General features: G+C 68.5%; 18 protein-coding genes. 9 read left to right on the top strand and 9 right to left on the bottom strand.

Going from position 1 to position 17,510, the window contains the following annotated elements; all coding sequences use genetic code 11:
• Nucleotides 1-296 precede the first annotated feature (296 nt).
• On the bottom strand, nucleotides 297-1,004 hold the full coding sequence (locus tag NHN26_RS13590) for an NUDIX hydrolase (RefSeq protein WP_253089949.1): 708 nt from the start codon (nucleotides 1,002-1,004) through the stop codon (nucleotides 297-299).
• Nucleotides 965-1,363 carry a DUF983 domain-containing protein gene (locus NHN26_RS13595; RefSeq protein WP_253089950.1) on the bottom strand — a complete coding sequence of 133 codons (399 nt, stop codon included), beginning with the start codon at nucleotides 1,361-1,363 and terminating at the stop codon, nucleotides 965-967. Before NHN26_RS13595 ends, NHN26_RS13590 begins: the two co-directional genes overlap by 40 nt.
• A gap of 206 nt (nucleotides 1,364-1,569) precedes the next feature.
• Here NHN26_RS13595 and NHN26_RS13600 point away from each other — a divergent pair, with 206 nt between their 5' ends.
• The 4 genes from NHN26_RS13600 to NHN26_RS13615 all read left to right on the top strand — a co-directional run bounded on the left by NHN26_RS13600 (nucleotide 1,570) and on the right by NHN26_RS13615 (nucleotide 3,822).
• Nucleotides 1,570-2,271, top strand: a complete 702-nt coding sequence (locus tag NHN26_RS13600; protein ID WP_253089951.1) for an EF-hand domain-containing protein — start codon at nucleotides 1,570-1,572, stop codon at nucleotides 2,269-2,271.
• Nucleotides 2,272-2,346: 75 nt separating this feature from the next.
• Nucleotides 2,347-2,931, top strand: a complete 585-nt coding sequence (locus NHN26_RS13605; RefSeq protein WP_132693182.1) for an RNA polymerase sigma factor — start codon at nucleotides 2,347-2,349, stop codon at nucleotides 2,929-2,931.
• Entirely contained in the window at nucleotides 2,924-3,292 is a 369-nt protein-coding gene (locus NHN26_RS13610) for a hypothetical protein (RefSeq protein WP_253089952.1), read from the top strand. Before NHN26_RS13605 ends, NHN26_RS13610 begins: the two co-directional genes overlap by 8 nt.
• Nucleotides 3,293-3,294: 2 nt before the next feature.
• Complete coding sequence (locus tag NHN26_RS13615; RefSeq protein WP_253089953.1) at nucleotides 3,295-3,822, top strand: periplasmic heavy metal sensor; 528 nt, start codon at nucleotides 3,295-3,297, stop codon at nucleotides 3,820-3,822.
• A gap of 14 nt (nucleotides 3,823-3,836) precedes the next feature.
• Here NHN26_RS13615 and NHN26_RS13620 read toward each other — a convergent pair whose 3' ends face one another.
• From NHN26_RS13620 to NHN26_RS13630, 3 genes are all read right to left on the bottom strand, one after another.
• A complete protein-coding gene (locus tag NHN26_RS13620; RefSeq protein ID WP_253089954.1) occupies nucleotides 3,837-5,582 on the bottom strand; it encodes a sugar phosphorylase in 1,746 nt (581 codons plus the stop codon).
• A gap of 123 nt (nucleotides 5,583-5,705) precedes the next feature.
• Entirely contained in the window at nucleotides 5,706-6,983 is a 1,278-nt protein-coding gene (locus NHN26_RS13625; protein WP_354595938.1) for a glycerate kinase type-2 family protein, read from the bottom strand.
• 113 nt (nucleotides 6,984-7,096) lie between these two features.
• Nucleotides 7,097-7,561: an RrF2 family transcriptional regulator gene (locus NHN26_RS13630; RefSeq protein ID WP_132693179.1), complete on the bottom strand. Its 465-nt coding sequence runs from the start codon at nucleotides 7,559-7,561 to the stop codon at nucleotides 7,097-7,099.
• A gap of 142 nt (nucleotides 7,562-7,703) precedes the next feature.
• On the opposite strand from NHN26_RS13630, the gene cydD reads away from it, so the two are divergent.
• The 5 genes from cydD (at nucleotide 7,704) to cydX (ending at nucleotide 14,087) form a co-directional block, all read left to right on the top strand.
• Nucleotides 7,704-9,407 (top strand): thiol reductant ABC exporter subunit CydD, encoded by a 1,704-nt coding sequence (gene cydD, locus NHN26_RS13635; RefSeq protein ID WP_253089955.1) that lies wholly within the window; start codon nucleotides 7,704-7,706, stop codon nucleotides 9,405-9,407.
• Nucleotides 9,404-11,062, top strand: a complete 1,659-nt coding sequence (gene cydC, locus NHN26_RS13640; protein ID WP_253089956.1) for a thiol reductant ABC exporter subunit CydC — start codon at nucleotides 9,404-9,406, stop codon at nucleotides 11,060-11,062. Before cydD ends, cydC begins: the two co-directional genes overlap by 4 nt.
• 134 nt (nucleotides 11,063-11,196) lie before the next feature.
• A complete protein-coding gene (locus tag NHN26_RS13645; RefSeq protein ID WP_253089957.1) occupies nucleotides 11,197-12,795 on the top strand; it encodes a cytochrome ubiquinol oxidase subunit I in 1,599 nt (532 codons plus the stop codon).
• A 5-nt stretch (nucleotides 12,796-12,800) separates the two neighbouring features.
• Complete coding sequence (cydB, locus tag NHN26_RS13650) at nucleotides 12,801-13,952, top strand: cytochrome d ubiquinol oxidase subunit II (protein WP_253089958.1); 1,152 nt, start codon at nucleotides 12,801-12,803, stop codon at nucleotides 13,950-13,952.
• A 15-nt stretch (nucleotides 13,953-13,967) separates the two neighbouring features.
• Complete coding sequence (cydX, locus tag NHN26_RS13655) at nucleotides 13,968-14,087, top strand: cytochrome bd-I oxidase subunit CydX (protein ID WP_132693175.1); 120 nt, start codon at nucleotides 13,968-13,970, stop codon at nucleotides 14,085-14,087.
• Nucleotides 14,088-14,123: 36 nt separating this feature from the next.
• Here the strand turns inward: cydX and NHN26_RS13660 are convergent, their stop codons facing one another.
• Genes NHN26_RS13660 through NHN26_RS13675 form a run of 4 tightly spaced genes read right to left on the bottom strand, consistent with a single transcriptional unit; the run spans nucleotide 14,124 to nucleotide 17,463 of the window.
• Nucleotides 14,124-14,816, bottom strand: a complete 693-nt coding sequence (locus NHN26_RS13660) for an ABC transporter ATP-binding protein (RefSeq protein WP_253089959.1) — start codon at nucleotides 14,814-14,816, stop codon at nucleotides 14,124-14,126.
• Nucleotides 14,813-15,568 carry an ABC transporter ATP-binding protein gene (locus NHN26_RS13665; protein WP_253089960.1) on the bottom strand — a complete coding sequence of 252 codons (756 nt, stop codon included), beginning with the start codon at nucleotides 15,566-15,568 and terminating at the stop codon, nucleotides 14,813-14,815. The genes NHN26_RS13660 and NHN26_RS13665 overlap by 4 nt, the downstream gene beginning before the upstream one ends.
• A complete protein-coding gene (locus NHN26_RS13670; RefSeq protein WP_253089961.1) occupies nucleotides 15,561-16,544 on the bottom strand; it encodes a branched-chain amino acid ABC transporter permease in 984 nt (327 codons plus the stop codon). Before NHN26_RS13670 ends, NHN26_RS13665 begins: the two co-directional genes overlap by 8 nt.
• A gap of 1 nt (nucleotide 16,545) precedes the next feature.
• A complete protein-coding gene (locus NHN26_RS13675) occupies nucleotides 16,546-17,463 on the bottom strand; it encodes a branched-chain amino acid ABC transporter permease (protein WP_253089962.1) in 918 nt (305 codons plus the stop codon).
• Between the last annotated feature and the right edge of the window lie 47 nt (nucleotides 17,464-17,510).

Genomic DNA, 17,510 nt, shown 5'->3' on the forward strand with positions numbered 1-17,510 from the left:
CCCATTCGGCGCTTGGCGGAAGGACACCGGTTGAGGCCCATCAGGGCCAAGACCTGAAGGCGGCGGCATGATCAACAGGCAAGCTTAGCAACGCCGCAAATCTGTCCAGAAAACGGGGACCACCTCATCTGGTTCGCCTCATCGTCCGTCCCTTCGCTCGGTCGGACCCCGGTCGCAGCCGAAGGAAATATCCCGTCGCTGATCTCAGGTCACGGCCAATCGGGCACATCACTCGAACGGCGAATGCCACGCGGGGGGGCTGCAGGCGCGGTCAGTTCGCACCGCGATCACGGAGGCTAGCGCAGGCGGGCGAAACTCGACCGCGGGCTGCGGTTGTCGAAGAAGGGCACGCTTGCGGGAGAGAGGCCGGAGCCGAGAAGGCCCGCGACCTCTGCCAGCACCACCTCGGTGATGAAGGGCAGGTTGAAGCGGCGCACTTCGGTCAAGGGGATCCATTGCAGAAGCCCCAACTCGTCCTCGGCGCGCGAGAAATTGTCGAGATCGTTCGCCACCGCCTCGGCCTCGACCAGGAAGAAGCGCGCATCGAACCGGCGCGGGCGGCCGGGCGGGGTGATCGCGCGAAAGATGAAATGCAAGCCCTCGGCGCTGGGCAGATGGCCGGTTTCCGAGAATCCCCGCCAGCCCCTGGGTGCGGGGCTTTCCCAACTGCCGGGGCGGCCGAGGATCAGGCCGGTTTCCTCCCACAACTCGCGAATGCCGGCCGCGACCAGCGCGGGGGCCAGTGCAGGATCCGCCTCGGCGCACAGTCGCGCCGCGCAGCCAGGGGCGAGGGGATGCGCCAAGGGCACCGTCGTGTCCACCGGATCGACCGCGCCGCCGGGAAAGACGAACTTGTTCGGCATGAAGGCGGCCGAGGCGCCGCGCTGGCCCATCAGCACCCGGGGCGCCGTGTCGGCATCGCGCAGCACGATCACCGTTGCCGCGTCGCGGATCGGCGGGTCCGTCAGCTCCCGCTCCCGAATCCGTGCATCCTCCTCGCCCATTGCAACGCCACCATCACACCCTTCAGCCTGGGCAGAAGGTATAGCGCCAGCCCGATGCAGCCAATGGTGAAAACCGAGGCCAGAACCAAGGGATCGGGCTGGAAGGCCAGATGCGCCCAGAGAACAAGGGGCGAGGCCAGGAAGGCCACGATCAGAACGGTCAGATAGACCGGCCCGTCATCGGAATGGTAGTGGTGCAATTCTTCCATGCAGACCGGGCAGTGCTCGCGCACGCTCAGATAGCCCGACATCATCGGGCCCGCGCCGCAATTGGGGCAGCGCTTGCACCAGCCGCGCAGAATCGCTGTGCCGATGGGCCTCGGGTGCATGTCGAACATCGAGTGATCAGTTGCGGTCATGTTGGGCACGCCTCCGGCTTTGCGTGCAGTCTCAAGCTAGTGACTCCGCATGTGGTTGAAAGAGGACCGACTGTCCTTGCGGCGGGATGTCGCAAAAAACTCCTGCGTCGTCGCGACGGAACCCCGGGGCTTGTCCGTAACAGGTTCGACGATGGGCGGAAACGCCCCGAGGTCACAGGCAAGAGACACGAACAAGGAGAAGTTCCATGACGGACGGAAAAGGGCGCGTTTCGATTTTGGCGCTTGGCGCGGCGGCGATGCTGGTTTTCGCGGTTCCCGCAGCCGCGCAGCAGGGCGGTGCCGGGCAGCAGGCCGGGGCAGCGCAGGGCGCGGCCGCGGCGGGAACGCGCGGTGCGGCATTGTTCCAGCGGCTCGATGCGGATGGCGACGGCGCGATCAGCCTGGACGAGTTCACCGCGCGGGCGCGGGCACGGTTCGCCGAACTGGATGTCGATGGCGACGGCCTGATTTCCGCCGAAGAGGCGCAGAATCTGGGTCCGGCGCCACGCCGCGCCGAGATGTCCGGGCCGCGCGGCCGGGGGGATCGCGACTGGCGCGGGAATGGCCGGAAGGGTGGTTACCACTACGGCGCGGGGCCGGGAATGCAGGGCGGCGGCTATGGCATGTTCGGCGGCATGGATGGCTCGGGGCCGATGGGTTATGGCGGCTTCGGCGATCCGCGGCTGACGGATGAGGAACGCGCCGACCGCGCCCGGTCCCTGGTCGAGATGCTGGACGCCGATGGCGACGGCATGCTCAGCGCCGAGGAACTGGCCGCACGACCCGGTCCGCAGATGATCTTCGACCGGATCGACACCGATGGCGATGGCGTGATCAGCAAGGAAGAGTTCGACGCCGCGGCGGAACGGTTCGGCGACCGCGTCGGGGCCCGGCGGGCCACGCGCTGAAAGAGGCCGCGGCGGGGCCTTCGGTGCCCCGTCGCGATTGCCGTGCGCCGCATCAGGCGCTAGGCCGGAGCAAGGATGCTGATGCCTTTCGATGCCGAGAGCGGCGAGTCCGACGAGGTCTTGCTTGTGGCCTATGGCCGGGGCGACGCGCGGGCGGCGCGTGCCCTGACGCTGCGGCTGACGCCGCGCGCCTTGGGCTATGCCGCGCGGCTTCTGCGCGATGCGGCCGAGGCCGAGGACGTCGCGCAGGAGGCGATGCTGCGGCTCTGGCGGATCGCGCCCGAGTGGCGCATGGGCGAGGCCAAGGTGACGACATGGCTGTACCGTGTCGTCACCAATCTGTGCACCGACCGGCTGCGGCGGCGGCGCGGGCAGGGGCTGGACGAGGTGCCCGAGCCCGAGGACGATGCGCCGGGCGTCGAGGCGCGGATGATCGCGCAGGCACGGGTCGATGCGCTGGATGCGGCGCTGGCCGCCCTGCCCGAACGGCAGCGACAGGCGGTGATCCTGCGCCATATCGAGGGGCTGTCCAACCCCGAGATCGCCGGGATCATGGAGATCGGCGTCGAGGCGGTCGAAAGCCTGACCGCCCGGGGCAAGAGGGCGCTGGCCTCTGCATTGGCGGGGCGGCGCAGCGAATTGGGGTTCGAGGATGACTGACCGGCAGATGAACGACACCGAGATCGAGGCGCTGTTCGCGGCGGCCCGCACCGACCGGCCAGAACCGTCGGCGGCGCTGCTGGCCCGGGTGATGGGGGACGCGATGGCCGAGGCCGAGGCGCGCGCCGCCCCGGCCCCCGTGCCACCTGCCCGGCCGATGGGCGGCGGGCTCGCCCGGCTCCTTGGCGTGATCGGCGGCTGGCCGGCGATGGGCGGGCTGGCGACGGCCGGGCTGATGGGCGTCTGGATCGGCTATGCCGCGCCGGGCGGGTTTGACGCGGTTACCGCAACGATGCTGGGCGGGGGTTACGATGTCTCCGACCTGATGCCCGGCCTTGATGCCTATCTGACGGAGGGTTGAGCATGGCTGGAACCGACAAGACCGCCCCGCCGCCCCGCACGCCCACCTGGGTTCGCGTGGCGCTGGTGACAAGCCTGGCGCTGAACCTGCTGGTTCTGGGGATCGTGGGCGGCGCGGTGCTGAAATTCGGGCGGGACGGGCCGCCGCGGGCCGGGTTCTTGCCGGGCGATTTCGGCCCCTACAGCCGCGCGATGAGCGAGCCCGACCGCGAGGCGCTGCGCGCCGCCTACCGCGCCGAGGCGCCGCGCCTGCGCGAGAACCGCGCGGCGGTGCGCCAGGGCTTCCGCGAGTTGCAGGATGCGCTTCGGGCCGACCCCTATGACCATGCCCGGGTGGTCGCCGTGGTCGAGGCCCAGCAGGCGCGGGTGCAGGATCATGCGGCGCTGATGCGCGGGCTGACGCTCGACCGCGTGGCGGCGATGAGCCCCGAGGAACGCGCCGCCTTTGCCGACCGGCTGGAACGGGTGGTCCGGCGCGGCCCCCCGCGCGAGCGTGATCGCGACCGCGAGGGGCAGGGCGGTCGGCCCTGAACCCGATCCCCCTGTCAGCCCCGGTTCGAAATCCAGCGGCACTGATAGGGTGCAAAGGGAATGTCGGGGCCGGTGGGCGAGATCGTCTCGCCCGACAGCAGGTCCACCCAGGTCTCGCCGCCGATAAGGTTGATCGCCATGGGCGAGACCGAAACCTCTTCGGCGCTGACATTGTGCAGCGCAAAGATCGACTGGTCGCGGTCGAGGCTCTGGCGCCACAGTCCGAACAGCCGGTGATCCAGATGCAGTGTGAACTGCGTCGCGTTGGGATGAAAGGCAGGCTGGGCGCGGCGGATCGCGATGCGCCGCCTCATCTGGCGCAGCACATTCGCCTGCGGGCTGTCCGCGTCCTCGAGCAGGGCCAGGAGCGTCGGATAATCCCAGCGATGGCGATTGATCGCGCGCTTGACGCCGGTCCGCTCGACGCCCGCGTGATCGTTCGGCGTGGCCAGCAGCGCGTGGATGTAGAAGGCGGGCACCCCTTCCAGCGCCATCACGATGGACTGCGAACACAGGAACCGCTCGATCTGGTGGCCGTCCTCGCCCGCAAAGCTGCCCTTCATCGCGTCGAACCAGGTGATGTTCAACTCGTAGGGCGCCTCGCCGCCGCCATTCAGCGTGCGCATTGACACCTCGCCGCCAAAGGCACGGATCGCGCCCAGCACGGCGCCGATTTCCTCATCGGGCAACAGCCCCTCGACCGGGCGCATCCCGATCCCGTCATGGGAGGCGGTGAAGTTCAGATAGGCGCCGCCCAGCTGCGCAGGCGGCATCGTGGTCTGCCAGCGGTGCAGATGCCGGGCCGATCCCGACAGCATCGCGTGCAGGATCAGGGGCGGCAGCGAGAAATTGTAGACCGCATGCGCCTCGTTGCGATTGCCGAAATAGGACAGGTTCTCGACATTGGGCACGTTGGTCTCGGTCAGCAGCACGACGGGCTCGACCGCGAAATCGCACAGCACGCGCATCAATTGCACGATGGCATGGGTCTGCGGCATGTGGATCGAGGGCGTGCCCGGCTCCTTCCACAGGAAGGCCACCGCGTCCAGCCGCAGGATGCGGATGCCGTTATCCACATGCAGCCGCATGATCCGCAGGAATTCCAGCAGCACCTCGGGGTTGCGGAAGTCCAGGTCCACCTGGTCATGGCTGAAGGTGCACCAGACATGGCGCGTGCCCATCGCGGTCTCGACCTCGCGCAGCAACGGGCTGGTGCGCGGACGGACCACGGTGGACAGGTCGTCTTCGGGATCGGCTTCGAAGAAGAAGCGGTCGTAAGGCGGATGGCCCTGACGATAGGCATTGAACCATGTCGACTGGCTGGAGACATGGTTCAGCACCAGATCCGACATCACCCGGAAATCCCGCGCGATGCGGCTGATATCGGACCAGTCCCCCAGGCTGGAATTGACCGAGCGGTAATCGGTCACCGCAAAGCCGTCATCCGAGGTGAAGGGAAAGAAGGGCAGGATATGCACCGAGCTTACCGTGTCCGCAAGAAAGCGGTGCAGGAAGTCGTTCAGCAGGTCCAGCGGCTTGTGCTGGCCGTCCACGATGCTGTTGCCATAGGTGATGACCATGCTGTCGGCCGCCGACCACAGCCGGTTCGAGGGCATGCGCGCGCGTCTGCGCGGATGGCTGCCCTCGGGCCAGAACGCCTCGACGATGCGGGCGACCAGATGCGCGCAGTCGTGGTCGGGATAGATCCTGCCGACAAGATCGGCCAGCTTCATGCGCAGGGTCTGCGGCGGTGTGGTCATGGCGGTCCGGCTGTTGCAATTCCGGCCAGAGTTGCGCGGAGCGTGCGCCTGTTCAAGGCGGAGCCGACGCATTCGCCTGTTGGCGCGGCGGGATGCACAGGTTTTGGGCGCCCTGCCGGGGGTTCAGGCCGGTGGCAGGATCAGGATCGCCCGGAAATCGTTGACATTGGTCAGGGTGGGCCCGGGGATCACCTGATCGCCCAGCGCGGCAAAGAACCCGTGGCTGTCATTGTCGGCCAGCGCCTCGGCCATGTCGCGCCCCGCCGCGCGGGCCTTGGCGGGGGTGTCGGGGCCGATCACCGCGCCCGCGACCTCGGCCGCGCCATCCACCCCGTCGGTGTCGCAGGCAATGGCGTGAATGCCGGGCGCGCCTTCCAGCGCCGCGGCCATGGCCAGCGCATATTCCGCGTTCGGCCCGCCAATCCCGTCGCCTCGCCGCGTGACCGTGCATTCGCCGCCCGACAGCAGCACGAGGGGCGCCGCGTCGGGCGCCATCGCGGCTTGCCGGGCCAGCGCCAGCGCGGCATGGTCGGCGGCCAGCGTGCGCGCCTCGCCCTCCAGCGCATCGCCCAGGATCTCGACCCGACAGCCCGACGCGCGGGCGATCCCGGCCGCCGCCGCCAGCGATTGTGACGGTGCCGCGATCACCCGGTTCTCGATGCGTGCGAGGCGGGGATCGTCGGGGCGCAGCACGCCGGTTTCGCCCGCCAGCACCGCGGCGACCGAGGCGGGCGGGGTGATCGCCCAGCGGTCGAGAATGGCGCGGGCGTCTGCTGGCGTGGTGACATCGCCCACCGTCGGTCCCGAGGCGATGGAGGCCGGATCGTCGCCCGGCACGTCCGAGATCATCAGGGCCAGCATCCGTGCGGGATGCGCCGCGGCGGCAAGCTGGCCGCCCTTGACCCGGCTGAGATGCTTGCGCAGCGTGTTCATCTGCCCGATCGGGGCCCCCGAGGCCAGGAGGTCGGCATTGACCCGTTGCTTCTCGACCAGCGTGATGGCGCCTGCGGGCCGGATCAGCAGGGCCGACCCCCCGCCCGAGATCAACGCCAGGACGAAATCGTCCTCGCCGACCCCGTCCAGCAGCGCCAGCATCCGGTCGGTCGCCGCAACGCCTGCCGCGTCAGGCACCGGATGCGCCGCCTCGACGATCTCGATGCCCTGCGTCGGACGGGCATAGCCGTAGCGGGTGATGACCAGCCCCTCGCAGGGGCCCCAGGCCGATTCCACCGCTTCGGCCATCCGCGCCGACGCCTTGCCGGCGCCGATCACCAGAACCCGTCCCGGCGGTTTCGGCGGCAGCGCCGCGGGCACCGTGCGCATCGGGTCGGCGGCGGCGACGGCGGCATCGAACAGGCCGCGCAGGAAGGTGGCCGGGGAGGAGGCAAGGGGGGCGGTCACGGTCGGGGCGCTCCGGTTGCGGGATCTGGAGCGGTTCTAGCCGCCCGATAGGGCGCTGGCTAGGCCCGGACCACGCGCATCGGTCCGATCCGGGGACCCTCGCCCTCCGCGTGTCAGGCGCTGGCGACGCGAGTATCTTCCGGCTCGATCAGCATCAGCGCCCTTGCCAGGCCCTGGTTGTCCGTCACCAGATCGGCCAGCGTCACCTCGTCCAGCGTGCGGTAGAAGGCGTCGATCGCCTTGTGCAGCGTGCCTTGCAGCTTGCAGCAGCACGAGATCGGGCAGGTGTTGGTCGCCGGGTCGAAGCACTCGGCAAAGGGCACGCCCGATTCCAGATGACGGAATACCTCGCCCACGGTGATGTCCTCGGGCGGGCGCTTCAGCGTCAGCCCGCCATTGCGGCCGCGCGTGGTCTTGACCAGGCCGTGATGGGCCAGCGTGTTGATCACCTGCGCCATGTGGTTTTCCGAGGTGTTGCAGGACGAGGCAATGTCGGACTTGCGCACCGTGCGCCCGCTGTTCACGGCGCAATACATCAGCGCGCGCATCGCGATATTGGTGCGTGTCGTCAACCTCATCGGCGGTTCTCTTTGCCAGCCGTCGCGGATAATGGTTTATCTCACATACGGGTTCTATCCAGCATAGAGCCTGTTAAAGATCAGGCAAGCCTCTTGCGCGCAAGGCAGGGGGACGGGTGCGAACAGACGAGCGGGGCAGGGCTTGGGCCGGAAACGCGCGAAGAAGGACGATCCCGCGGCGAAGCGGCTGGCCCGGATGACGGCCCCGGTGATGAGCAGGCTCGAACGCGCAGGCGCTCTTGCGACCGGGGCTTCGTTGCTGTGGCTGGTGCAGGCGGGCGCGGTGGCGCTGGCGATCGGGCACATGCTGGAGCCCGACAGGGTCGGCGGCCATGTGGCCCTCTATGCTCTGGTCTTCATCGCCGTGGGCCTGATGCGGGCCCTGCTCGACCACCGGGCGGGCGCGATGGCGTTCAGCGCGGCCGACACGGTTCTGGCGCTGGAACGCGCGCGGCTGGTCACCCGCGAGGCGCGCCGCGCCACAGACGACGCCGCGCGCCCCCCCGCAGCGCGGACCGCCACGCTGGCCGCCGAGAAGCTGGCGGCCATGACGCCGTTCCTCACCCGCTATGCCGTCGCCAAGCGTCGCGCGAATGTCTTGCCGCTGGTGATCCTGGTGGTGTCGTTCTGGTTCTCCTGGGCGGTGGGCCTGGTGTTGCTGGTCGCGGGGCCGCTGATCCCGGTCTTCATGGCGCTGGTCGGCATCGCCGCCAAGAAGGCAAGCGAGCGGCAGATGGAAGAGCTTGCCAACATGAACGTGCTGCTGCTCGAACGGCTGACGGCGCTGGTCGATATCCGGCTGCTCGACGCCTCCGAGCGCACGGTGGAGGGCTTTCGCGATGCGGCCGACCGGCTGCGCCACCGCACGATGGAGGTTCTGCGCATCGCGTTCCTTTCCTCGACCGTGCTGGAACTGTTCGCCGCGATCGGGGTGGCGATGGTGGCGGTCTATGTCGGCTTCAGCCTGCTGGGCGAGCTGAATTTCGGCACCTGGGGGGCGCCGTTGACGGTGGCGCAGGGGGTGTTCCTGCTGCTGCTGGCCCCCGATTTCTTCCAGCCGCTGCGTGACCTGTCCGCGGCCTGGCATGACAAGGCAGATGCCAGCGCCGTGGCACGAGAGCTGGACGAACTGGAATCCCGGGGCGAAAGCTCGTTCCTGGGCGTCGGCGCGACGGCCCGGCCGATCGACACCGCCGATACGCTTTCGGTCCGGGGTCTGGCCTATCGCCCGCCCGGCGGACGGCTGATCCGCTTTCCCGATTTCGACCTCGGCCCCGGCGAGACGCTGGCGATCACCGGGCCAAGCGGCATCGGCAAGTCCTCACTGCTGCGGCTGATCGCCGGGATGGCGGTGCCGACCGAGGGCGAGATCCGGCTGGGCGACACCGTTCTGGCGCCCGAGAACGCGGATGCCTGGCGGGGCAGGCTGGGCTGGTTGCCGCAGCAGCCGCGCTTCGTGTCGGGCAGCCTGCGCAAGAACCTGACGCTGGCGGTCCGGCCGGGGCGCGCTCTGCCGCTGCCCGCGGCGCTGGAACTGGCCGCCGCCGACCGCATCGTGACGACCCTGCCGCGCGGGCTGAACACCCAGTTGGGCGAGTTCGGCATGGGCGTCTCGGGCGGCGAGGCGCGGCGGCTGATCGTGGCGCGCGCCGCGCATGCCCATCCCGACCTGCTGCTGGCCGACGAACCCACCGCCGATCTGGACGAGGAAACCGCCGCGCTGGTGACCGAGGGGCTTCTGGGGCTGGTCGCGGGCGGTGCGGCGCTGATCGTGGCGACCCATGACCCGGTCCTGGCCGCAAGGATGGACCGCCAGATCGCCATGCGGGCGGAGGAGGCCGCATGAGCCATATCTTCCATGTCATGCTGCTGATCTGGCGGGCACAACGCGCGGCCCTGATCCGCGGCACCGTTCTGGCGGTGGCGGTGCTGGTGGCGGGCGTTGCGCTGCTGGGCCTGTCGGGCTGGTTCATCACCGCGGCGGGGGTGGCGGGGCTGGCCGGGATCGGCATCGCGTTCAACGTCTTCCAGCCCTCGGCCGGGGTGCGTTTCCTGGCGCTCGCCCGGACCGCGGCGCGCTATGGCGAACGGCTTCTGACCCATGACGCGACGCTGAAAAGCCTGACCGATATCCGCGTTCGGCTGTTGCGCGGGGTGCTGGGGCTGCCCTTCCAGCGGCTGGCGCGGCTGAGGGGGGCGGAGACGATGAACCGCCTGGTGGCCGATGTCGATGCGCTGGACGGCATTTCCCTGCGCCTGTTCATCCCGGCGATTGCGGCGGTGACTGTCTATCTGGCCAGCTTCCTGGCGATCTGGTGGCTGACCGACCTGGTGCTGGCGGTCTGGATCGTCGTGAGTTTCACGCTGGGCACGGGGCTTGTGCTGCTCTGGACCGGGCGGCACGCGCTGGCCCCTTCGCGCCGGGCCGAAAAGGCGTTGCAGGCCTTCCGCATCCGGCTGATCGACCTGTTGCGCGCGCGCGACGATCTGGTGGTCTATGGCCGCCTGCCCGACCAGACGGCGGCGGTTGGTGCGGCCGAGACGCGCCTGCGTGAGAACCTGGGCGCGGTGGACCGGCTGGAACGCCGCGCGGGGCTGATGCTGGCGCTGACCACGACGATTTCTGCGGGGATCGCGCTGTGGCTGGGCGGCGCGCTGGTCGCGCGCGGCACGATCTCGCCCGCGCAGGCGGCGCTGGGCTTCTTCGCGGCGCTGGCGCTGTCCGAGACGGTGCAGCCGGTGCGCCGGGGGCTCGCCGATCTGGGCCGGATGCTGGACGCCGCGCGCCGGGTGCGGCGCCTGTTACCGACGAATGGCGTGGCCGCTGTTCCCGCCACCCCTGCCGCGCCGCCGCGCCCCGAGGCCCCGGCGCTGGAGATGAGCGATATCGCCTATCGCCATCCCGGCGCCGAGAACCCGGTGGTCGAGGGTTTCGCCCTGAGCATGGCGCCGGGCGAGAAGGTGGCGCTGACCGGCGCGTCGGGCCGGGGCAAGAGCACGGTTCTGGCGCTGGCCGCCGGTCTGATCCAGCCCGATCGCGGCCAGATCCTCGTTTCCGGCCGTCCCCTCCGCGATCTGCCCGAAAGCCAGCTTCGCGCCGAGGTGACCTATCTGCCCCAGCGCAGCATGCTGCTGGGCACGAGTTTCTTCGACATGCTCGCGCTGGGTGCCCCGGGGCTGGACGAGAGCGACGCGCTGGCCGCGCTCGAAGCGGTGGCGCTGTCCAGCACGGTCGCAGGCCGCGGCGGGTTGCATGCGAAGCTGTCCGAGAATGGCGCGGGTCTGTCGGGCGGTGAACAGCGCAGGCTTGCGCTGGCCCGGGCACTCCTGCGCCACCCGCAGTTGTTGCTGCTCGACGAACCCACCGAGGGGCTGGACCGCCCCACCGCGATCCGCGTTCTGGCGGGCATCCGCGATTTCCTGCCCCGGGCGACGCTTCTGATCGCCTCGCATCGCAAGGCTGAACGGGACTGGGCCGAGCGGCTGATTCGCATGGTCTGAAGTTGCATCTCGGACATGCGTTTTTGATTCAGGTCAAAGTCCGCACACGAATGTATACCTAGAACAAGTCTAAAGGTGCACAAATCGTGTATCTTTGGGAATCGCACGGGTAACGGCCAAGGAGGCCCGCCACCATGGAACTCGACATCGTCGAGCTGTCCCGGCTCCAGTTCGCCATGACAGCCATGTTTCACTTTCTCTTCGTGCCGCTCACGCTTGGCCTGTCGGTCATCGTGGCGATCATGGAGACGGTCTATGTCATGACCAACCGCCCCATCTGGCGGCAAATGACCAAGTTCTGGGCCACGCTGTTCGGGATCAATTTCGTCCTGGGGGTGGCCACCGGCATCACCATGGAATTCCAGTTCGGCATGAACTGGGCCTATTACAGCCATTATGTCGGCGACATCTTCGGCGCGCCGCTCGCCATCGAGGGGCTGATGGCCTTCTTCCTCGAGGCGACCTTCGTGGGGCTGATGTTCTTCGGCTGGGACAAGATGTCGAAGGTCACCCACTGCGTCGTCACCTGGCTGGTGGCGATCGGGTCGAACTTCTCGGCGCTGTGGATCCTGATCGCCAATGGCTGGATGCAGAACCCGGTCGGCGCGGTCTTCAACCCGGTGACCATGCGGATGGAGATGACCTCGTTCTTCGATGTCATGTTCAACCATGTCGCCCAGGCCAAGTTCGTGCATACGGTTTCGGCCGGTTACGTCACCGCTTCGGTCTTCGTGCTCGGCGTCTCGGCCTGGTATCTGATCAAGGGCCGGCACGAGGCGCTGGCGCGCCGCTCCATCGCGGTCGCGGCCAGTTTCGGCCTTGCCTCGGCCTTGTCGGTCGTGGTGCTGGGCGACGAGTCCGGCTATTCGGCCACCCATTCGCAGAAGATGAAGCTCGCCGCCGTCGAGGGGATGTGGGAAACCTACGAAGCCCCTGCGCCCTTCAAGCTGGTCGGCCTCCCCGACCGCGAGGCGCGCGAGACCAAATACGCGGTGCAGATCCCCGTCGCGATGGGCCTTCTCGGCACCCGGTCGCTGACCGAGGAAATGCCGGGCATCAACGATCTGGTGAAGGAGGCGGAGGTCCGCATCCTGAACGGGATCGTCGCCTATGACGCGCTGATGGAGATCCGCGCGGCCAAGGGCGCGGCGACCCCCGAGATGATCGCGGGGTTCGAGGAACACAGCGCCGATCTGGGCTATGCGTTCCTGCTGAAACGCTATGTCGATGACCCGCGCGAGGCGACGACCGAACAGATCGCCATGGCGGCAGAGGATACCATTCCGGGCGTGCTGCCGCTGTTCTGGGCGTTCCGGGTGATGGTGGGGCTGGGCTTCATGTTCATCGGGGTGATGCTGTTCTTCTTCATCCGCGCCAATTTCTACGGCATGCGCTTTCCGCGCTGGTCGCTCTGGGCGGCGGTTTTCGCCATCCCGACGCCCTGGATCGCGGCCGAGGCGGGCTGGTTCGTGGCCGAGTTCGGCCGCCAGCCCTGGACGGTGGACGGCGTGCTGCCCACCGCGCTGTCGGTCAGCCATCTCAGCGTGACCCAGGTCGCCCTGACGCTGGCGGGCTTCGTCACCTTCTACTCGATCCTGTTCATCATCGAGATGGGGCTGATGATCAAATACATCCGCAAGGGCCCGTTCATGGACGTGTCCGAAACCGAGGCGTGGAACCGGCGGCACAATGACCGTCTGTCGGGCCGCACCAGCCAGCAACCGGCGGAGTAAGACCAATGATCCTGCATGAATTCGTGGATTTCGAGGTTCTGCGCGTGATCTGGTGGGCGCTTCTGGGCGTGCTGCTGATCGGTTTCGCGCTGACCGACGGGTTCGATCTGGGCGTGGGCACGCTGCTGCCCTTCGTCGCCCGGACCGACCTGGAACGCCGCATGGCGATCAACACGGTCGGCCCGGTCTGGGAAGGCAACCAGGTCTGGTTCATCCTGGGCGGCGGCGCGATCTTCGCCGCCTGGCCGCCGCTTTACGCGGTCAGCTTCTCGGGCTTCTACATGGCGATGTTCCTGATCCTCGCCGCACTGATCCTGCGGCCGGTGGGGTTCAAGTACCGCTCGAAACGCGAGTCGGAAACCTGGCGCAGCGCCTGGGACTGGGCGCTGTTCGTCGGCGGCTTCGTGCCGGCGCTGGTCTTTGGCGTGGCGGTCGGCAACGTGCTGCAAGGCGTGCCGTTCCGGCTGACCGAAGACCTGATGCCGATCTACGAGGGCGGCTTCTTCGGCCTGCTGAACCCCTATGCGCTGCTCGCGGGGCTGGTCTCGGTGTCGATGCTGGTCATGCACGGCGCGGCCTGGCTGGTGTTCAAGTCCGAGGGGCTGGTGGCCGACCGTGCCCGCGAATTCGGCATCTACGCCGCATTTGCCACCATCGCCACCTATGCGCTGGCCGGGCTCTGGCTGGCGGCGGGCGTCGATGCCTACGCCTTCACCGGCGCGGTCGCGCCCGATGGCCCCTCTAACCCGCTGATGAGCGATGTGGCGCGGGGCGGGTCGTGGATGGCGGCCTATGCCGAGCGGCCGTGGATCGTGGTGGCCCCCGTGATGGCCTTCCTCGGGGCGGCCCTGGCCGTGCTGGGGTTCCGTGCGCGGAAGGAGGGGTTGACGATGCTGGCCTCGAAACTCTCGATCACCGGCATCATCGCCTCGGTCGGGCTGACGATGTTCCCGTTCATCCTGCCCTCCAGCATCGACCCGAATTCGTCGCTCACGGTCTGGGACAGCTCGTCCTCGCATCTGACGCTGTTCGTGATGCTGGTCTCGGCGGTGATCTTCATGCCGCTGATCCTTGTCTACACGGCATGGGTCTACAAGGTGTTGTGGGGCAAGGTCACGGCCCGCGACGTGATGGACAACAGCGATAGCGTTTACTGAGAAAGGAGCCGCAAGATGTGGTATTTCGCCTGGATGCTTGGCCTGCCGCTCGCCGCGCTTTTCGCCGTGGTGAACGCGATCTGGCTGGAGCTGCACACCGACAGCGTCCTCATGGACGAGGCCGACGACGCCTGAGAGATTGCCGGGGCGGGGGTATCCCTCGCCCCGGCGTCAGACGCCCAGATAGCGGTCGGCCAGCGCCTGCGTCATCCCGGCCATTTCCCCGGTCCAGACGGTGCGGCCCTTTTCCAGGATCACCGCGCGGTCGGCGATCTGGACCAGTTCCTTCAGCGACTTGTCCACGACAAGGATAGACAGCCCCGTTTCGGACCTGAGCGCCCGGATCGCGGCCCAGATCTCGGCCCGGATCAGCGGCGCCAGCCCCTCGGTCGCCTCGTCAAGGATCAGAAGCCGCGGGTTCGTCATCAGTGCGCGCCCGATCACCAGCATCTGCTGTTCGCCCCCCGACAGCGAACCCGCATCCTGCCCGGCCCGCTCGGCCAGCCGCGGGAACAGCGCATGGACCCGCGCCAGATCCCAATGGCCGGGGCGCGCGGCGGCGATCAGGTTCTCGGTCACGCTCAACCCGCGAAAGGCCCGCCGACCCTCTGGCACCAGCCCTAGCCCCAGCCGAGCCGCGCGATGCGGCGCCATCCCCTCAAGCGGCTGCCCGGCAAAGTGGATCGAACCCTCGCGATGCGGCATCAGCCGGGTCAGCGTGCGGATCGTCGTGGTCTTGCCCATGCCGTTGCGCCCCATCAGCGCAACGACCTCGCCCTCGGCCATGTCCAGATCGACGCCGAACAGCGCCTGCGAATGGCCGTAGAAGGCGGTGATGCCGCGCATCTGCAACAGCGCGCTCATTCCAGCCGCTCCTCGCCCAGATAGGCGCGCTGCACTTCCGGATCGGCGCGGATCTCGGCCACCGTGCCGCTGGCGAGGATCCGGCCCGAAACCAGCACGCTGACCCGGTCGGCCAGCGCAAAGACCGCGTCCATGTCATGCTCGACCAGCAGGATCGGCGCCTCGTGGCGCAGATCGTCCAGCAGCGCGGTCATCTCGCGCGCGCCGTCGGGCCCCATGCCCGCCATCGGTTCATCCAGCACGAAGGCGCGCGGCGCCAGCGCCAGCGCCATCGCCAGTTCCAGCCGCCGCCTTTCGCCATGCGCCAGATCGCCCGCCGGGACCGCCAGCCGGTCGGACAGGCCCGTGCGGGCAATATGGGTCTCGGCCGCCGCGCGCAGCCCGGCATTGGCCAGCGCCGGGCGGAAGAACCGGAAGCTTTGCCCCCGCGCGCCCTGCACCGCCAGCACCACGTTCTGCAACACCGTCAGTTCGCCCGCCACCGCCGAAACCTGAAAGCTGCGCGCCAGCCCGGCCCGGGCGCGGGCGGCCACATCCGCCTGCGTCACGTCGCGCCCGTTCAGGACAACCTGCCCGGCATCGGGTTTCAGATTGCCCGCGATCAGCCCGATCAGCGTGGACTTGCCCGCCCCGTTCGGCCCGATCAGCGCGTGGATCTCGGATCGCCGCAAGGTCAGCGACACGCCATCCGTGGCCTTCAACGCACCGAAGGCGCGGTGCAGGTCGCGCACCTCCAGCACCGGCTCAGTCATGCGCAACCTCGCGCCCCGCAAGGGTTCCGATCAGCCCCCCGCGTGCGAAAAGGACAATTCCCAGAAGCGCAAGCCCAAGGAACAGCTTCCAGTATTCGCTGAAACCCCCCAGCCAATGTTCGAGAAGGATAAACAGCGCCGCCCCCGCCACCGGCCCGAACAGCCGCGCCACACCGCCCAGGATGACAAAGACCATGATCTCGCCCGAGGTCTGCCAACTCAGCATCGAGGGGCTGACGAAGCGGTTGAGATCGGCGAACAGCGCGCCTGCCAGCGCCGTGATCGCGCCCGAAATGACAAACGCCGTCAGCTTGACCGAATAGGGCCTGATGCCCAGCGCGGCGCTGCGCACAGGGTTCTGCCGCGCCCCCGCCAGCGCCAGCCCGAAGCCCGACCGCGCCAGCATCCACGACACCATCAGCGCCGCCATCAGCACGCCATAGGCCAGCGCGAAGAACTGGATCGGGTCCAGCGTGTTCAGCCCCGGAAAGCCGTTGCGCACATAGACCGAGATCCCGTCCTCGCCGCCATAGGCGGGCCAGGAGATCGCGAAATAGTAGAGCATCTGGCCGAAAGCCAGCGTGATCATGATGAAATAGACCCCGCTGGTGCGCAAACTCAGCGCCCCGATCGCCAGCGCCCCCAGCGCGCCTGCGACCATCGCCGCCACCCAGATCACCGGCATCGATTTGGTGCCCGCCAACTCGAAGGGCCAGGTCATCAGCGGCTCATAGGCCTGCACCGGCGCGGCCAGCACCGCCATCGCATAGCCGCCGATCCCGAAGAACGCCGCATGCCCCAGCGAGACCATGCCGCCCAGCCCCAGCGCGATGTTCAGCCCGACGCCCGCCAGCGCAAGGATCGCAACCTTGGTGGCCAGCGTCACGATGAAGGGCTCGCCCATCGCCTGTGCGGCCAGCGGCACCGCCAGCAGGCCCAGTGCCAGAACCGCGTTGAGGACCGTCTCGCGCCGCATCTCAGGCCCGCCCGAACAGGCCGCCGGGGCGCACCACCAGCACCAGCGCCATCAGGATGTAGATCAGCATCGAGGCCAGCGCCGCCCCGACCGAGGTGGCCTGCGACCGCTCCATGAAGGTCGAAAACGCGATCGGCAGCAGGAACCGGCCCAGCGTGTCGGTCATTCCAACAAGGATCGCGCCGACCAGCGCCCCCTTGATCGACCCGATCCCGCCGATCACGATCACCACGAAGGCCAGGATCAGCACGGGTTCCCCCATGCCCACCTGCACCGATTGCAGCGCGCCGACCAGTGCCCCCGCCAGCCCCGCCAGCGCCGCGCCCAACGCGAAGACGATGGTGTAAAGCCTTGATATGTCGACGCCCAGCGCCCCGATCATCTCGCGATCCGCCTCGCCCGCGCGGATCCGGATGCCCAGCCGCGTGCGCCCGATCAGCCAGAACAGCCCCGCCGCCACGCTCAGTCCCACCCCGATCAGCACCAGCCGGTACAGCGGATAGTCGATCCCGCCGGGCAGCCGGACCGGGCCCGCCAGCGCGCGCGGGATGTCGAGATAAAGCGGGAACGAGCCAAAGGCCCAGCGTGTGCCCTCGGAAAACACGAGGATCAGCGCAAAGGTCGCCAGCACCTGGTCCAGATGATCGCGCGCGTAAAGCCGCCGGATCACGGTCAGTTCCATCAGCGCGCCCGCCGCGGCTGCGGCGGCCAGGCTGGCGGCAAGCCCCAGCCAGAAATTGCCGGTCGCGGCAGCCACCGCGGCACAGGCAAAGGCGCCGATCATGTAAAGCGATCCGTGGGCAAGGTTGATCAGCCCCATAACGCCGAAGACCAGCGTCAGGCCCGCCGCCATCAGAAACAGCATGACGCCGTATTGCAGGCCGTTCAGCGCCTGCTCGATCAGAAGCATCAAGGACAAGGGGCGGTCCCTCGCTGGGGCAGGTGCGCGCGGCACCCGCCCGCGCC

Origin of the sequence: Rhodovulum tesquicola, assembly GCF_024128855.1 — a bacterium.
GTDB classification, from domain to species: Bacteria; Pseudomonadota; Alphaproteobacteria; order Rhodobacterales; family Rhodobacteraceae; genus Rhodovulum; species Rhodovulum tesquicola.

What these genes read in the sequence shown, in the direction of transcription:
- NHN26_RS13590 (WP_253089949.1), bottom strand. Translation starts at nt 1,004, where the DNA reads ATGGGCGAGGAGGATGCACGGATTCGGGAGCGGGAGCTGACGGACCCG.
- NHN26_RS13595 (WP_253089950.1), bottom strand. Translation starts at nt 1,363, where the DNA reads ATGACCGCAACTGATCACTCGATGTTCGACATGCACCCGAGGCCCATC.
- NHN26_RS13600 (WP_253089951.1), top strand. Translation starts at nt 1,570, where the DNA reads ATGACGGACGGAAAAGGGCGCGTTTCGATTTTGGCGCTTGGCGCGGCG.
- NHN26_RS13605 (WP_132693182.1), top strand. Translation starts at nt 2,347, where the DNA reads ATGCTGATGCCTTTCGATGCCGAGAGCGGCGAGTCCGACGAGGTCTTG.
- NHN26_RS13610 (WP_253089952.1), top strand. Translation starts at nt 2,924, where the DNA reads ATGACTGACCGGCAGATGAACGACACCGAGATCGAGGCGCTGTTCGCG.
- NHN26_RS13615 (WP_253089953.1), top strand. Translation starts at nt 3,295, where the DNA reads ATGGCTGGAACCGACAAGACCGCCCCGCCGCCCCGCACGCCCACCTGG.
- NHN26_RS13620 (WP_253089954.1), bottom strand. Translation starts at nt 5,582, where the DNA reads ATGACCACACCGCCGCAGACCCTGCGCATGAAGCTGGCCGATCTTGTC.
- NHN26_RS13630 (WP_132693179.1), bottom strand. Translation starts at nt 7,561, where the DNA reads ATGAGGTTGACGACACGCACCAATATCGCGATGCGCGCGCTGATGTAT.
- cydC (WP_253089956.1), top strand. Translation starts at nt 9,404, where the DNA reads ATGAGCCATATCTTCCATGTCATGCTGCTGATCTGGCGGGCACAACGC.
- NHN26_RS13645 (WP_253089957.1), top strand. Translation starts at nt 11,197, where the DNA reads ATGGAACTCGACATCGTCGAGCTGTCCCGGCTCCAGTTCGCCATGACA.
- cydB (WP_253089958.1), top strand. Translation starts at nt 12,801, where the DNA reads ATGATCCTGCATGAATTCGTGGATTTCGAGGTTCTGCGCGTGATCTGG.
- cydX (WP_132693175.1), top strand. Translation starts at nt 13,968, where the DNA reads ATGTGGTATTTCGCCTGGATGCTTGGCCTGCCGCTCGCCGCGCTTTTC.
- NHN26_RS13660 (WP_253089959.1), bottom strand. Translation starts at nt 14,816, where the DNA reads ATGAGCGCGCTGTTGCAGATGCGCGGCATCACCGCCTTCTACGGCCAT.
- NHN26_RS13665 (WP_253089960.1), bottom strand. Translation starts at nt 15,568, where the DNA reads ATGACTGAGCCGGTGCTGGAGGTGCGCGACCTGCACCGCGCCTTCGGT.
- NHN26_RS13670 (WP_253089961.1), bottom strand. Translation starts at nt 16,544, where the DNA reads ATGCGGCGCGAGACGGTCCTCAACGCGGTTCTGGCACTGGGCCTGCTG.